This window comes from Flavobacterium mesophilum (assembly GCF_039581405.1).
Taxonomy (GTDB): domain Bacteria; phylum Bacteroidota; class Bacteroidia; order Flavobacteriales; family Flavobacteriaceae; genus Flavobacterium.
In genome coordinates this window covers 118495-134257 of the sequence record NZ_JBCPXZ010000004.1, presented here as the reverse complement: position 1 = coordinate 134257, position 15763 = coordinate 118495, and the positions used below count along the sequence as shown (strand labels likewise).

General features: G+C 34.5%; 17 protein-coding genes and 1 tRNA gene. 10 read left to right on the top strand and 8 right to left on the bottom strand.

Annotation, left to right across the window (positions count from 1 at the left end; genetic code table 11):
- Positions 1-75: 75 nt before the first annotated feature.
- The 6 genes from AAYQ19_RS13850 (at position 76) to AAYQ19_RS13825 (ending at position 6264) form a co-directional block, all read left to right on the top strand.
- The gene (locus AAYQ19_RS13850) at positions 76-840 is read left to right on the top strand and encodes an SDR family NAD(P)-dependent oxidoreductase (protein WP_343537017.1); all 765 of its coding nucleotides are present in this window, start codon (positions 76-78) and stop codon (positions 838-840) included.
- 5 nt (positions 841-845) lie between these two features.
- Positions 846-1583, top strand: coding sequence for a (Fe-S)-binding protein (locus AAYQ19_RS13845; RefSeq protein ID WP_343537016.1), 738 nt, complete (start codon positions 846-848; stop codon positions 1581-1583).
- A gap of 47 nt (positions 1584-1630) precedes the next feature.
- Positions 1631-3004, top strand: a complete 1374-nt coding sequence (locus AAYQ19_RS13840; protein ID WP_343537015.1) for a lactate utilization protein B — start codon at positions 1631-1633, stop codon at positions 3002-3004.
- Complete coding sequence (locus AAYQ19_RS13835; protein WP_343537014.1) at positions 3004-3588, top strand: LutC/YkgG family protein; 585 nt, start codon at positions 3004-3006, stop codon at positions 3586-3588. Before AAYQ19_RS13840 ends, AAYQ19_RS13835 begins: the two co-directional genes overlap by 1 nt.
- A gap of 30 nt (positions 3589-3618) precedes the next feature.
- Entirely contained in the window at positions 3619-4473 is an 855-nt protein-coding gene (locus tag AAYQ19_RS13830; protein WP_343537013.1) for a fumarylacetoacetate hydrolase family protein, read from the top strand.
- 159 nt (positions 4474-4632) lie between these two features.
- Positions 4633-6264, top strand: coding sequence for a beta-N-acetylhexosaminidase (locus AAYQ19_RS13825; protein ID WP_343537011.1), 1632 nt, complete (start codon positions 4633-4635; stop codon positions 6262-6264).
- Between the two features lie 176 nt (positions 6265-6440).
- Here the strand turns inward: AAYQ19_RS13825 and AAYQ19_RS13820 are convergent.
- Positions 6441-6514, bottom strand: a tRNA-Met gene (locus AAYQ19_RS13820).
- Positions 6515-6667: 153 nt separating this feature from the next.
- Between AAYQ19_RS13820 and AAYQ19_RS13815 the strand changes: the two genes are divergently transcribed.
- Together AAYQ19_RS13815 and AAYQ19_RS13810 are read left to right on the top strand one after the other, a co-directional pair.
- Positions 6668-7060: an START-like domain-containing protein gene (locus tag AAYQ19_RS13815; protein WP_026727620.1), complete on the top strand. Its 393-nt coding sequence runs from the start codon at positions 6668-6670 to the stop codon at positions 7058-7060.
- A 54-nt stretch (positions 7061-7114) separates the two neighbouring features.
- Positions 7115-7951: an aminotransferase class IV gene (locus AAYQ19_RS13810; RefSeq protein ID WP_343537010.1), complete on the top strand. Its 837-nt coding sequence runs from the start codon at positions 7115-7117 to the stop codon at positions 7949-7951.
- Here AAYQ19_RS13810 and AAYQ19_RS13805 read toward each other — a convergent pair.
- From AAYQ19_RS13805 to AAYQ19_RS13775, 7 genes are all read right to left on the bottom strand, one after another.
- A complete protein-coding gene (locus AAYQ19_RS13805; protein ID WP_026727618.1) occupies positions 7948-8508 on the bottom strand; it encodes a YqgE/AlgH family protein in 561 nt (186 codons plus the stop codon). The genes AAYQ19_RS13810 and AAYQ19_RS13805 overlap by 4 nt on opposite strands.
- 128 nt (positions 8509-8636) lie before the next feature.
- Entirely contained in the window at positions 8637-8909 is a 273-nt protein-coding gene (locus tag AAYQ19_RS13800; RefSeq protein WP_132988368.1) for an HU family DNA-binding protein, read from the bottom strand.
- A 180-nt stretch (positions 8910-9089) separates the two neighbouring features.
- Entirely contained in the window at positions 9090-10037 is a 948-nt protein-coding gene (gene fmt / locus AAYQ19_RS13795) for a methionyl-tRNA formyltransferase (RefSeq protein WP_343537008.1), read from the bottom strand.
- Positions 10037-11932: a RecQ family ATP-dependent DNA helicase gene (locus AAYQ19_RS13790; protein ID WP_343537007.1), complete on the bottom strand. Its 1896-nt coding sequence runs from the start codon at positions 11930-11932 to the stop codon at positions 10037-10039. Before AAYQ19_RS13790 ends, fmt begins: the two co-directional genes overlap by 1 nt.
- Before the next feature lie 64 nt (positions 11933-11996).
- Positions 11997-12530, bottom strand: a complete 534-nt coding sequence (locus tag AAYQ19_RS13785) for an AAA family ATPase (protein ID WP_343537006.1) — start codon at positions 12528-12530, stop codon at positions 11997-11999.
- Between the two features lie 178 nt (positions 12531-12708).
- Positions 12709-13485: a hypothetical protein gene (locus AAYQ19_RS13780; RefSeq protein ID WP_343537005.1), complete on the bottom strand. Its 777-nt coding sequence runs from the start codon at positions 13483-13485 to the stop codon at positions 12709-12711.
- 51 nt (positions 13486-13536) lie between these two features.
- Positions 13537-14454, bottom strand: coding sequence for an alpha/beta hydrolase family protein (locus AAYQ19_RS13775; RefSeq protein WP_343537004.1), 918 nt, complete (start codon positions 14452-14454; stop codon positions 13537-13539).
- A 263-nt stretch (positions 14455-14717) separates the two neighbouring features.
- On the opposite strand from AAYQ19_RS13775, the gene AAYQ19_RS13770 reads away from it, so the two are divergent.
- A complete protein-coding gene (locus tag AAYQ19_RS13770) occupies positions 14718-15014 on the top strand; it encodes a DUF493 family protein (RefSeq protein ID WP_207294875.1) in 297 nt (98 codons plus the stop codon).
- A gap of 4 nt (positions 15015-15018) precedes the next feature.
- Positions 15019-15738 carry a DUF4290 domain-containing protein gene (locus tag AAYQ19_RS13765; RefSeq protein ID WP_343536999.1) on the top strand — a complete coding sequence of 240 codons (720 nt, stop codon included), beginning with the start codon at positions 15019-15021 and terminating at the stop codon, positions 15736-15738.
- The last annotated feature ends 25 nt before the right edge of the window (positions 15739-15763 follow it).

The window sequence follows — 15763 nt, the reverse complement described above, 5'->3', positions numbered from 1 at the left end:
AGAAAAATTGAATGTCTAAAATGCAGATTTGAAAAAGAGTTAATTCTGATTTTCGAATCTTTAAAAATAAAAAATATGTTTTCATTACAAAATAAAAAAGCAGTAGTTACAGGTGGTGGAAGTGGAATTGGAAAAGCGATTTCTGCCTTATTTGCAAAACAAGGAGCTGAAGTTCATATTATTGAATTAACGGAAGAAAGCGCTAAAGATGCTGTTGCAGAAATTACAGCTGCTGGCGGAAAAGTATTTTCTCACGCTTGTAATGTGGCGAATCAAAAAGAAATAATAGCAACATTTGAAAAAATTGGAAATATTCAAATTTTGGTAAACAATGCTGGTATCGCTCACGTTGGAAAAGTAGATAACACAGCTGAAGAAGATTTTGACCGAATTATGAATGTCAATGTAAAAGGAGTGTACAATTGTTTACACGGCGCTATTCCGCATTTAAGAGCATCGGGTGGTGGCGTGATTTTAAATATGGCCTCGATTGCGGCTTGGGTTGGAATTCCAGATCGTTTTGCTTATTCGACAGCAAAAGGTGCTGTAATGGCAATGACTTTATCAGTTGCAAAAGATTATATGGCAGAAAATATTCGTTGTAATTCTATTTCTCCTGCACGTGTTCACACGCCTTTTGTAGATGGATTTATTTCTAAAAATTATCCAGGGAAAGAAGCTGAAATGTTCGAAAAATTGTCAAAAACACAACCAATCGGACGTATGGCAAAACCCGATGAGGTTGCGGCTTTAGCATTATTTTTATGCAGCGATGAATCTGGATTTGTAACAGGTTGTGATTATCCTCTTGATGGTGGTTTTATTAAATTGAATAATTAAGTCAAATGAAAATTGCCTTATTCATACCGTGCTACATTGACCAGTTTTATCCAAAAGTGGGCATTGCTACTTTGCAGTTGCTGGAAAAGTTAGGGTGTGATGTTGAATTTCCTTTAGAGCAAACTTGTTGCGGACAGCCAATGGCAAATAGTGGTTTCGCAAGTTTAAGCAAAGGTTGTGATGTAAATTTTGTTAAAAATTTTTCAGGATTTGATTATATCGTTGCGCCTTCGGGAAGTTGTGTTTTGCATGTAAAAGAGCATCTGAAAGATGATACAAATTCAAATGAAGCTGACCATATTCGTAATAATGTTTATGAATTAACAGAGTTTCTTACCGATGTTTTAAAAGTAAAAAGTCTGAAGGCAAAATTCCCTTATAAAGTCGGATTGCATAATAGTTGCCATGGACAACGAGGATTGCATCTTTCTTCAATGACGGAAAGAATGTTGCCTGAATTTTCAAAACCAGAACAATTGCTAAATATGGTCGAAGGAATTGAACTCAGAAAACCAAAACGAAATGACGAATGTTGTGGTTTTGGAGGAACTTTTTGTGTTTTTGAAGAAGCGGTAAGCGTTAAAATGGGAAAAGACCGAATCCAAGAACATGAAGTCAATGATGTTGATTTTATTACTGGAGGTGATACGAGTTGCCTGATGCATCTTGAAGGTTTATTGAAACGAAAAGGAAGTAAAGTTCAAACCATTCATATAGCTGAAATATTGAATAGTTTGATTTAAAATAAAAGTGATTAGTCTGATAAAGAGTAAACTCAAAATAAAATAGAATGACGGTAAAACACGCTGATTTAGCGGAAAAATTTATAGCTGACGAGCCAAGAACCGATTGGCACGATGAAACTTTATGGTTTGTTCGTGCAAAAAGGGACAAGGCCGCTCATGGTTTGCCGGAATGGGAACAATTAAGAGAATGGGGTTCGCAAATTAAGAATCGTACCCTTTCTAATCTTTCCAATTATTTAATAGAATTTGAAAAAAATGCGCTTGCAAATGGAATAAAAGTGCATTGGGCTTCAGATGCTAAAGAACACAATGAAATTGTGCATGAAATCATCAAAAAGCACAAAATTCAGAAGATTGTAAAAAGCAAAAGCATGCTGACGGAAGAGTGTCATCTTAATGAATATTTGCAACATCACGGAATTGAAGTTGTCGATACAGATTTAGGTGAACGAATTGTTCAGTTCAGAAAAGAGCCTCCAAGTCATATTGTTTTGCCAGCAATTCATTTGAAAAAAGAAGATGTAAGTGCTACTTTTCATGAGCATTTGCAAACAGAAAAAGGAAATAATGATCCGCAATATTTAACGGAAGCGGCAAGACAACATTTACGTAATAAATTTGTAGAATCAGATTTAGCGATTACAGGAGTTAATTTTGCAATTGCAGAAACTGGTGGTTTTGTAGTTTGCACCAATGAAGGAAATGCTGATATGGGCGCGCACACCGCCGCCGTTCATATTGCTTGTATGGGATTTGAAAAATTGATCCCGAAAGCAGAACATTTATCGGTGTTTTTGAGATTGTTGGCGAGAAGCGCTACAGGACAGCCTATCACAACGTATTCGAGTCATTTTCATAAACCGAGACCGAATCAGGAAATGCATATCGTGATCGTTGATAACGGGCGTAGCAAGCAATTAGGAAGGGAAGATTTTAGAAACTCGCTGAAATGCATTCGCTGCGCAGCTTGTTTTAATACGTGTCCGGTGTATCGCAGAAGTGGCGGACACAGTTATCACACTGCTGTCGCGGGGCCAATTGGTTCCATTTTAAATCCAAATTTGGATATGAAAGCCAATGCCGATTTGCCTTTTGCATCTACTTTGTGTGGCAGTTGCAGTAATGTTTGTCCAGTGAAAATTAATATTCATGAACAATTATGGAAATGGAGACAAGTAATTGTTTCGGAAGGTTATGTAGCGACAGGAAAAAAGGCCGGAATGAAGGGAGCAAGTTTTCTTTTCTCGAATCCTAAAATGTATCGCTTGATTGGAAAAGTTGGAAGATGGAGTATGCGCGCATTTCCATTGATGATAAACAATAAGGCAAATCCGTGGTTCAAACAAAGAGAAATGCCAGAAGCTCCAAAAGAATCATTTCGCGATTGGTATTTGAAAAACAAGAAAAATAAAAGTTGATGAGCGCGAGAGAAAATATATTGAATGCTATAGCGAGAAATCAACCTGAATTGATTGACGTTCCTGTTATTGATCAAAATGCGGTTATTCGCTATGAAGACAAATATGTGCAGTTTAAAACAGTGTTAGAAAGCATTGGCGGTAAAGCAGAATTAATTTCTGATTTAGCAGTACTTAAACAACAATTAATTGCAGACAAACAAAGTGGGAATTTTGTAGTTAATGCAATTGCAGAGCTTGGCGACATCGACAATCAAATTGCTAAATTGCCTGCTTTTGAACTTGAAAAAATTGAAAAAGCGTATATAAAAGGTACAGTTGGAGTTGCTGAAAACGGAGCAGTTTGGGTTTTTGAAAGCCAAATGATAAACCGATTGGTTCCTTTTATTTGCCAGCATCTGATTTTGGTCATTGAGAAAAAAGATATCGTAGATACAATGCATCAGGCATATGAAAAATTAGATGTATCAAAAGAAGGATTTGGAGTATTTATCGCTGGACCTTCAAAAACAGCTGATATTGAGCAGTCTCTTGTTATAGGGGCGCACGGCGCAAGAAGTGCCAAAATTTATGTAATTGAATAAGAAAAGTATAATATATTAAAAAGTAGTAAAATGAAACTAATACGATTTGGTGAAGCCGGAAAAGAGAAACCAGGTATTTTGGTAGATGAAAAAAGATTTGATGTATCATCGATAGTAACAGATTATAACGAAGCTTTTTTTGAGGAAAACGGATTGGAAAAACTTAAAAAAGCTTTAGAAAGTAATCCTGCATTGCCAGAAGTTGATGCTTCTGTTCGTTTGGGATCTCCGGTTGCAAGACCTTCAAAGTTGATCTGTATTGGATTAAATTATGTGGATCACTGCGTTGAAACGAATGCTCCAATTCCAACGGAACCAATTATTTTCTTTAAATCGACTACTGCTTTATGTGGACCAAACGACGATGTGATTATCCCAAAAAACAGTGAAAAAACAGATTGGGAAATCGAATTAGCTTTCGTAGTTGGAAAAAAAGCAAGTTATGTTGAAGAATCTGAAGCTTTAGATTATGTAGCAGGATATTGTCTTCATAATGACTATAGTGAGCGTGCTTATCAATTAGAGCGTGGCGGACAATGGGCAAAAGGAAAAGGATGCGATACATTTGCTCCACTTGGACCATTTTTGGCAACTCAAGATGAAATTGAAGATGTAAATAATTTGTCAATGTGGTTGACTGTAAATGGCAAAACGTTCCAAAACAGTAATACATCAAATTTGGTGTTTAAAATTCCATTTTTAGTGCATTATTTAAGCCAATTTATGACATTGCTTCCAGGTGATATTATTAGTACGGGAACTCCTCCAGGTGTTGGTTTGGGAATTAAGCCAGATCCAATTTACCTTAAAGCTGGAGATGTTGTTGAGCTTGGAATGCAAGGTTTAGGAAGCAGCAAACAACTTGCTGTAGCTTACACAAAATAGATTAACGCAACCTTTTAGTTGTAATTAATAAAAGGCACACAGAAATATAAACTTCAATGTTTCTGTGTGTTTATAAAATAGTACTGTTTTTAGGGTAAAATGTTATCGTACACACAATAGTTTTTTCGGTTTTTTAATAATAATAAATAAAATATAAATATGGTAAAGTCATTTTTCTTTTCACTTCTTTTATGCAGTGCAATGTCGTTTGCTCAGGAAGTAAACATCATTCCGCAACCGGTAAAAGTGGTTAAAAATGTGGGTAATTTTGTGATTAGTTCACAAACCACTCTAGTTGTTGCAAATACAGAAGACAAGGCTACAGCAACTTTTCTTAATAAATATTTGTCTGATTATTATGGTTTTGTTTTGCCAATCTCTAAAAAGGTAGACAAAAATGCGATTAAACTAATTAGCAAAAAAAATATCAGCGGACTTAAGGCAGAAGGCTATGCTTTAAAGTCAGATAAAAATGGTGTTGAGATAACAGGAAATTCGCCTATCGGTACTTTTTATGGAATGCAGACACTTATACAATTGCTTCCGGTAGAAAAAAGCAACAGTTTGGCAATCGCAGCAGTTGAGGTAAACGACGAACCTCGTTTCGTTTATAGAGGTGCAATGTTGGATGTTGGGCGTCATTTCTTCCCAGTTTCATTCGTTAAAAAATACATTGATTATTTGGCTTTACATAAACTGAATTATTTTCATTGGCATTTAACCGAAGATCAAGGTTGGAGAATCGAAATCAAAAAATATCCAAAACTTACTGAAATTGGTTCAAAAAGAAATGGAAGCATCATTGGAAGATATCCAGGAAAAGGAAGCGATAATACTGTAGAGCAAGGTTTTTACACTCAAGAAGAAGTAAAAGAAATTGTGAAATATGCGGCAGACCGATTTATTACGGTAATTCCAGAAATCGAAATGCCGGGACATGGAAGTGCAGCTATTGCAGCTTATCCTGAATTGAGCTGTTTTCCAAACGAAAAAACAAATCTTCCTGATAATATGATTTCTGACCAAAGCAAAAAAGAAATGGCAAACGGCAGAAATAAAATTGTTCAAGAAACGTGGGGCGTTCATGCTGATATTTTTGTTCCGACTGAAAATACGTTTAAATTTTTAGAAAATGTTATTGATGAGGTTGTGGCTTTATTTCCATCAAAATATATTCATATTGGAGGAGATGAAGCGCCTAAAGATGCTTGGAAAAAAAGCGAATTTTGCCAGCAGTTAATAAAAGAGAAAAATTTAAAAGACGAACATGGCTTACAAAGTTATTTCATTCAGCGAATGGAGAAATACATCAATAAAAAAGGAAAAACGTTAATTGGTTGGGATGAAATCTTAGAAGGTGGTTTGGCGCCAAATGCTGTCGTAATGAGCTGGAGAGGTGAAGAAGGAGGTATCGCTGCAGCAAAAGAAAATCACCAAGTTATCATGACGCCAGGAAGCCACGTTTACCTAGATCATTCTCAAACTAAAAACGATAAAGAAGTAACTATTGGCGGATTTTTACCATTAGAAAAAGTGTACAGCTATGAGCCAATTCCGAAAGAATTGAACGAACAGCAAGCGAAATACGTTTTAGGTGCTCAAGGAAACGTTTGGACAGAATATATGGCAAATCCAGCCAAAGTTGAATATATGATATTTCCAAGATTAAGTGCGTTGAGCGAAGTTTTATGGTCACCAAAAGAAAATAAAGATTGGACTCAGTTTCAAACAAAAATTGAAACGATGAAAAAACGTTATGCAATTTGGGGGGCGAATTACTTTAAGGAGTGATAAAAGAAAGATATTAAGATAAGGCAATTCGGTTTTGAATTGTCTTATTTTTTTACAAAAGACATTAAATCAGCTGTTTTTTAAAATAGCTTTTATGTCAATCTGAAATGTAAATTATTTCGTTATCAGTGTGTTATAAACAAAAAAAAACACCACTAAAAGTGGTGTTTTACCTGTAGCGAGGACGGGAGTTGAACCCGTGACCTCAGGGTTATGAATCCTGCGCTCTAACCAACTGAGCTACCTCGCCTGGACTGCTATTAGGAGTAATTCCTGATTGCGGGTGCAAAGATAGAAATAATATTAAAGCACACAAGCATAAAATGAAGAAAAAAAAATATTTTTAAAAACGCATTGTTTTTGGACATATATTCTTATATTTCGAAAAAATTAAACGCAGCACATGGATTCAAAAATACGTTACGAAATCGAGTTCCCGATCAATTCTTCGCCGCAATTATTGTATCAATATATATCAACGCCGTCAGGTTTGTCAGAGTGGTTTGCAGACAATGTAAATTCACGAGGCGAATTTTTTACTTTCATTTGGAACGACTCGCAGGAAAAAGCGCGTTTAGCATCTAAAAAAACTGGAGAAAAAGTTAAGTTCAAATGGGTTGACGAAAGCAGTAAAGACACTGAATACTTTTTCGAACTGCATATTTTAGTTGATGAATTGACTAAAGATGTATCATTGATGGTGGTTGACTTTGCTGAAAAAGAAGAAGTAGGCGAAGCTAAACAACTGTGGGAGAATCAAATCTCGGACTTAAAACATCTTATAGGATCAGTTTAGTATAAAACTATTTTATCCCTTATATTTGCCCTGAACAAAATTCAGGGTTTTTTTATGATCAATTTTAACGGAAACATCGCGCAGGAAGAAAATATACTAACTCAAAATCGTGCTTTTTTATATGGAGATGGCGTTTTTGAAACAGTAAAGATTTTAAACAATAAAATTTTATTTCTGGAAGATCATTATTTTCGTCTAATGGCCTCGATGCGTGTGGTTAGAATGGAGATTCCCATGGATTTTACAATGGAATATTTTGAAGAACAAGTTTTGAAATTGGTTCAGCAAAAAAATATTGCAGCTTCAGCAAGAGCGCGAATCACCGTTTTTAGAAATGATGGCGGTTTGTATTTGCCTCAAACTAATAATGTTTCGTATTTAATTAACGCAACGCCTCTTGAAAACACTGCCTACGTTTTAAATACGAACGAATACGAGGTTGATTTGTATAAAGACTTCTACGTGGCCAAACAATTATTATCGTCGATTAAAACGACTAATAAGATGATAAATGTCACTGGAAGTATTTTTGCGCACGAAAACGGTCTTGCAAACTGTTTGCTAATCAATGACACTAAAAACGTAATTGAGGGCTTACAGGGCAATTTATTCATGCTTACGGGCAAGAAATTAGTAACGCCTCCAGTTTCTGAAGGTTGTTTAAATGGTATTATGCGCAAACAGATTTTAGCTTTGGCTAAAAAAGTTGAAGGCATAGAAGTTTCTGAAGAAATAATTTCACCGTTTGATCTTCAAAAAGCAGATGAATTATTCTTGACAAATGTAATCACAGGCGTACAGCCGATTACTAAGTATCGAAAAAAAGAGTTTACAAGCAATCTGGCTCATTTATTAGTGCAGAAGCTAAATGAATCCATATCTGAAAATTAATTCAGATACGGATTTTCAGGTGCATTTGACCAAATAAGATAATCACCGCCCAGCTCAATTATTTGTTCTTTCCAAAAATGAGTGGTTGATTTTCCGATAATTTTGTTTTTGTAATTATTATCGGCGATGATCCAGGAGTTTCCCTGCATTTCATTTTCAAGCTGATTTTCATCCCAGCCGGTATAGCCTAAGAAAAAACGAATGTTATTTTTGCTAATAGATCCGTCGTTTATTAAGTCCTTCGTGGATTCAAAATCACCTCCCCAATAAATTCCATTAGAAATCTCGACACTATTCGGGATCAGCTCAGGAATATTGTGAATGAAATATAGATTGTCCTGCTCTACAGGGCCTCCGTTGTATATTTTAAAGTTGGCATCAATTTCCGGTATCAGATCATTAATAGTGTATTTTAAAGGTTTATTAATGATGAATCCTATTGATCCTTCTTTGTTATGGTCTGCTAATAAAATTACCGATCTGTTAAAAGATAAATCTCCAATTATTGAAGGCTCGGCAATAAGCAGGTGTCCTTTTTTTAATTTTTCTGAAATCATACGGCTACAATTTTTATTAAATTTAGTCATAAAAAAATTAAAATCCCAAATAAAATCGTTAAACCGCACAAAAAAACCCTCCATGAGGAGGGTTTTGATTATATTATAAGTTTAGAGAACTTTCTTACTTAGTTCACTGCACCTTCTAATTCAGCACCTGCTTTGAATTTTACTACATTTTTAGCAGCAATTTTGATAGTTTTTCCTGTTTGAGGATTTCTACCATCTCTTGCAGCTCTAGATGATACTGACCAAGATCCAAAACCTACTAAAGAAATTCTTCCACCTTTTTTCAAAGTAGCACCTACATTTCCTAAAAATGACTCTAAAGCTAATTTTGCCGCAGCTTTTGTGATTCCTGCATCAGCAGCGATAGCATCGATTAATTCTGATTTGTTCATAATAATTAGTTATTAATTGTTGGTTAAAAAAAATTGTTAATACACAAATTTAGTAGGAAATCCGTTGCGTGCAAGTGTTTTCTTTAATTTTAGCAATAATTGTTAATAACTTGCTTTTTTTGTTCATAAAGCATGTTGTTCATCGATGAAAATCAGGTAGAAACCCCTGTTTTACTGAGCTTAATACATCTTTGCATCATCAGAAAAAGTGATGCCGTTCAGCAATTCCGCCGCCTGCATTCTCTTTTTTCCTGGAAATTGCAAGCTTAAAAGTTGGATAAAGCCATCTTTCACTGCAATTTTTATTTCTTTTTTAGTGCTAATCAGTTTTCCAGATTCATATGAATGCGCTTCTGACGTAAGTTTTGCATCATATATTTTAATGTTCAGTTCTTCATTTTTGTCTTTCAAAAAACACCAAGCTGCAGGATACGGACTCAAACCACGAATCAGATCATTGATTTCTTTACCCGATTTTGTCCAATCGATTTTGCAGTTTTCTTTATTTAGTTTGTAAGCAGTTTTGATGTCGTCATTGTCTTCTTGAATTGTAGTAGTTACATTTCCGGCTTCAATAACTTTTAAAGTGTCAATAACAGTTGTGCTTCCAAGGTGCATTAATCGGTCGTGAAGTTGTCCGGCATTTTCGGTCGGTTCAATCGCAATTTCCGAATTTAGAATCATCGCGCCCGTATCGATTTTATCATCAATAAAGAAAGTGGTAACACCTGTTTTCGTTTCTCCATTAATAATTGCCCAGTTAATTGGCGCTGCACCGCGATAATTTGGCAGTAAAGAAGCATGAAGATTAAAAGTTCCGAGACTTGGCATTTCCCAAACTACTTTTGGCAACATTCTAAATGCAACAACAATCTGAAGATTTGCATTCAAAGCTTTTAATTCAGCCAAGAAAGTTTCATCTTTTAAATTGGTTGGTTGCAATAAAGGAAGATTATTTTCAAGTGCATATTCTTTAACAGCTGAATATTTTATTTTTTGTCCACGTCCTGCAGGTTTGTCAGCCGCAGTAATAACGCCAACAACTTCATAATCGTTTTTGATAATGGTATCCAAAATGCCAACAGCAAATTCTGGAGTTCCCATAAATATGATTCGTAATTTTTCCATTATGTTTTTAAAGTGTATTTGTTGTTTGCCAGTATCACAATATGATTGTTTTCTAGAAGTTCTTGAATGACTTCTATAACATCATTTGCGTCTAGCTTTATTTGGTTTTGAATTTCGCGCGAAGTTAAGGCAGTTGCTTTTAATAAGTGCAGAATTTTATCAGCAATCGAATCGGCTTCCGTGATTTTTCCTTTTTGAGTAATACAATAAGAACAAACGCCGCAATTTTCATTTGTTTCTTCTCCAAAATAATCCAAAACCAACCTGTTCTTGCAAGTTTTGTCTTCCTTAATATAATAAAGTACAGACGAAAGCTGATCGCGTTTCAGTTTGTTTTGCTTTTCCAAATATTTCGAAACCCTATTTATCGTCAAATCATCTTCTCGAACTTCATTAAATAAAATGGTAGCATCGTTATTTTTGGATTTATATTCGATGATTTCCTTTTCTTTTAATTTTTCCAAAAGTGTAGTAACCTGTTCTTCGGTGTGATTTGATTTTTTTGCAATCAACGAAAGATTCAGCGGTGTTTTCATTTCATGAATTCCCGGATAAGTTCTTAAAATCGCCAAAAGAATTTCTTCATCATTTGGATTCAAACTCATGTACCGAATCACTTCTTTTGATTCAATCAGAAACTGCATCGTCACTTTTTCTGAAAATTCCTGAGACATCGTAATAATTCCCTGCTGATTCAAAAACTGCAAAGCGTTATACGTTTTTAAAGTTGGGAAATCGTATTTGTTGCAGAAATGATTCATTTTAAAAGAATATGAATCGTCCAAACCTTCTCCGTATGCAATCTGAAAATAATTGCACAACTTGATGTACATGGTTTTCAAGAATTTTTTATCGGGCAAGATGTTGATAAACTGCTGTTCGGTTTGTGTTGCATCCGAATTATTATAAAGTAAGACCGAAAATGCTTTTTCTCCATTTCGTCCCGCTCTTCCAGATTCCTGATAATAATTTTCTAAGTTTTCAGGCAACTGTGTATGAATAACCGTTTTTACATTGTCTTTGTCGATTCCCATCCCAAACGCATTTGTGGCTACAATAACCTGCGCTTGTTCAGACATCCACAATTGCATGTTTTTGTCTTTTTCTTGAGATGAAAGTCCGCCGTGATAATAGGTTGCTCGAAAACCTAAAGATTGTAATTGGGTCGACATATTCAAGCACGATTTTCTATTTCGCACATATATGATAGAAGGTTGCGGATTTTTCTTCAAAATCTGCTCCACGCGATACAATTTGTCTTCAACTTCAAAAACCATGTATGCGATATTTTTTCGTTCAAAAGATTTTTGAAAGAGTTGCGTGTCTTTTAATCCTAATTCGGTTTTGATGTCTTCAACAACTCTTGGAGTTGCAGTTGCCGTTAAAGCCAAAAACGGAATTTTAGGAAAGAATTTTTTTAGTTCGGAAATTTTTAAATACGCTGGTCTGAAATCATGTCCCCATTGTGAAACGCAATGCGCCTCATCAATAGCAATCAAATTGATAGGAAGATTTTTGATGCGTTCCAAAATCCAGTCCGATTGCAATCGTTCTGGCGAAAGATATAAGAATTTATAATTCCCGAATTGGCAATTATCTAAAAGATCAATAATTTCTTCGGTGTGAATTCCTCCGGTAAGTGCAATGGCTTTAATGTCTCTTTTTTGCAAGTTTGCCACTTGATCTTTCATCAAAGCAATCAAAGGCGAAATTACCAAGCAAATTCCCTCGCGCATCATGGCGGGAACCTGAAAACAAATCGATTTTCCGCCACCAGTCGGCAAAAGCGCAAAAGTATCTTGACCCTCTAAAACCGAATCAATAATTTCTTTCTGCAAAGGTCGGAAACTTTCATGTTTCCAGTATTTTAAAAGAATCTCTTGTGCTTCCTGCATGGCCAATGTGTTAAAGTTAAAAATTTAGAAATCAGTTTCTAGTTTTGCAACTTTAAACCCGCCACTAAATTTTATCTAAGATATAAAGAATTCTGTTTTCAACCGTATCTTTTGGAACTTCAATCAAATTGTAACCGTATTTCTTATAGGTTTCAACAAGATGATTTTGAATTTCCACTGCTTGTTCAAAATTTTCATAACGCTCTGTATCGCTCTGATAAATTTCTTCCCAAGGCGGTAAAATAAAAGTTTTAGAATATTTGTAATCCTCGCAAGCTTTCGTGAAATGCTCTGGATATTCATCGCCAATATAATCCATATAAGCCACAACATCAGGAATTCCGCGATCAATAAAAACTACATTATCAGGTTCTTCTTTGGCATTTTTAAACTGTTGAATACGGCCTTCAAGCAACATTTCGCTGAACAATAAAGGTTGTTCAAGGAACAATTGCTCGACGCCTCTTTTTTGGGCTTCGAGAGTAACTTCTCTAGAAATTTCAGGGTAACAGCAGTAGCCACGAGCTACTAATTCGTTTATCAGCGTAGATTTTCCTGTACCAGGACCGCCAAGGAGAACTATGATTTCTTTTTGCACTATTCTAAAAATAAAGGGCAAATTTACCTAAACTTATTCATAATTAAAAAGAATATTTGTCAGAAGCGAAAAATTTGGCATTTTACATAATTAAATCACTGCAGCTTTTAATTTTCATAAATTGAATTAGCCATAAATATTTTGCTCCGCTCAAGCAATTTTAGAGATAAAAAAAATGCTAAGCTTCTCCGGCTATGTATAACTTAGAATAATTATGTTTGGTTAAATTGATTCTTACGCTAACATTGCAGTTTCCACCATCGCTCATATCAATTAATGAATATTTATATTCTGTTTCAATATAAGAATCTTTGCAATAACAGTTAATCAGAACTTCTATTTCTTGCTTGTCGTTTATGATTACAATACATTGTTTTACATATTGATTTATTTTTTTTAGTAATAAAGCATTCTTAGAAAAACATTTTTTTAAAATTTGATCTGTCTCAATTAGTTCTTCTTGATTCAAATCGTATGGTTTTATGGTATTAGGCTTGTAATCAAAATAGATTTCATAAAATTTTGGATCAAAAGTAAAAAACGTATAGTCGTTGTATTTTTTAAGATCTAATTTGCTTTTTGTTTGAAATAGATTTTTAGTAATTTCAATTTTTAGGGGAGATTTGCCGTCTATAAATTCGATAAAATTATTCTTAATTACTGCTTTTTTGCTTTCATTAAAACTAAAGTTTGTTGGCTTAAAGTAAAGAGTGTCATTTTTAAAGAAACAAGAGCCTTCAAATTTTTCTTTTTTGTTGTTAATAGGATGATTTTTAATGTGAATGAATGTATAAGTGCTGTCAGAATAGAATTCGAAATTCATGCTTCCCCCAAAATGATACTTATTTGAAGCAATAATTTGTGCTGTTTTTTCTGTCTTGATTTTTTTGATATTTTCCGTATTGTATTGAAAAAAGTTAAAAAACAATAAGAAAGTTATGAGTTGTAGTTTCATTTTTTTAAGCCTTTATTTTTTTTCAAATATCATCTTCATCTTTATCTAAAATTACTCACAAAACAAATACTTCCCAGAATCCTTCCCCTTTTTATCAGAAGGAATAATCAAATGCGATTGAAATCTTTTTCCTTTTAAAACATCATTTACAAAATCCAAAACATATTGTTGTCCTTGGTGAAAAAGATAGCCCGAAAATTCATGCCCACCTCCGCAGAAAGTAATCAGTTCAACATCTTTGTGCAAATCATTCATTTGGTTGTAAACCGCATAAGATCCGAAAAGAATCAACCAACCCGAAGCATTTGTTGGGCAAGAACGATGCGAACCTGCGGCATAAGGAACCGTTTCGTCACTATTTCCATGTGCCAATAACATCGGAATTGCTTTTTCTTTCGTGATCAAATTAATGTCTTGTATCGCGCCAGAACCTCCAATCAAACCTTTGTATTTAAAGTTTGCAGGAAGGTTGCTTTTGTAAAGATTCATCAATTTATAATCCCAAAAAGTAGCATGGTAGCTGATTTCTGCTCCAGCACTAATTCCCGAAATAAAGATTTTTGAAGTGTCAAGATTGTATTTATCGGCATTTTCGATTAAATAGCCTGTTGCTTGCCACATATCGCTAACGCCAATCTGAATTGCTTTAATTTTTTCAGTCAAAGTTCCTTTGCAACCAAAATCTTTTCCTTTCATATACAGGCTATAAGAAATGCTTGCAACGGCATATCCGTTTTGTGCCATAAACATTGCAAATTCTTTTTCGCTCGTGCGTTCTCCGCCAGAAAATCCTCCGCCAAAAGCAAACATGATCAACGGAATTTTTTCATTTGATTTTTTCTTTGGCAGATATAAATCTAAATCCAGTTTTAAAGTGTCGTTTTGGAAATAAGTCATGGTTTTGACTTCTTGAGCATTGCTGTTATAAAAAGTGAAGAATGTAAAAAGTAAGAAGATGATTTTTTTCATTGTGATTGTGTTTTTAATCTCGCAAAGTTGCAGAGTCGCAAAGTTTTTTGCCACGGATTCCACGAATTTCGCTAATTTTTATTTTTTTTGATTTGCCAAGTTAATTAAAATTTGGGAAATTGAATTTTAGGGTTGAGTAATTTGTGTTAATTAGTGTAATTCGTGGCAAAAAAATACCTTGATTTTTAGAGTCAAAAAATCTAAAATCTAAAATCATAAATCTGAAATCAAAAACGTATATTTGCGTTTATTTTTAATTACGAATGGAGAACGATAACGAAAAAAATACGGCCGAGTTTTACGAAAGATTAAAATTGGAGCTTGATAATGCAAACACCTGGCCAGCAGAATATTTATACAAATTTATTGTGCCGTCTGTTGCAGATAATGTAGAGCGAGTTGAAAAAGCTTTTGACAGAATGGGGGCAGTTATTAAAACAACAAAATCAAAAACAGGTAAGTTTACCAGCGTTTCTGTAGATGTTACCATGCACAGCTCTGATGATGTTATCAGTAAATACAAAGAAGTTTCTACTATTGAAGGTATAGTTTCATTATAAACTTATGATCGAAAAATATAAAAGAGAAGCCGCGAGCGACGTTGTTTACAATTTGGAATACAATTCTGAAAGGCAACGATTAATTATTCCTGAGTATGGTCGTCATTTGCAAAAATTGATTGATCAGGCAACTGCTATTGAAGATGATGAAACGCGCAATAAAGCTGCGAAATACATCATTCAGGTAATGGGAAGCTTGAATCCGCATTTGCGTGATGTGCCCGATTTTCAACATAAATTATGGGATCAGCTTTTTATCATGTCTGATTTTAAATTGAATGTCGAATCGCCATATCCAATTCCGTCGCGAGATGTTTTGCAGTTAAAACCAGAGACTTTGCAATATCCGCAGAACTTTCCAAAATACAGATTTTATGGAAACAACATTAAATATATGATTGATGTTGCCAATAAATGGGAAGAAGGCGAAATGAAAAACGCTCTTGTGATGGTGATTGCAAATCACATGAAAAAATCATTCTTGAGCTGGAATAAAGACACGGTAAAAGACGATGTGATTTTTGAACATTTGTACGAACTATCGGGAGGGAAAATCAATTTGTTGCACAGTACAGAAGAGCTTTTGAACACAACAGATTTGATGCGCACCAACAAACGTGTCTCAAACAAAACAGCTTCTGGCGGACAAGCAAAAACACAAAACAATAAAAATAATAAAGGAGGTCAAAAAAAGACTTTTCAAAAAAACAATAATCAGAAATAAAAAAGGAACTAAGATGCTAAGGGAC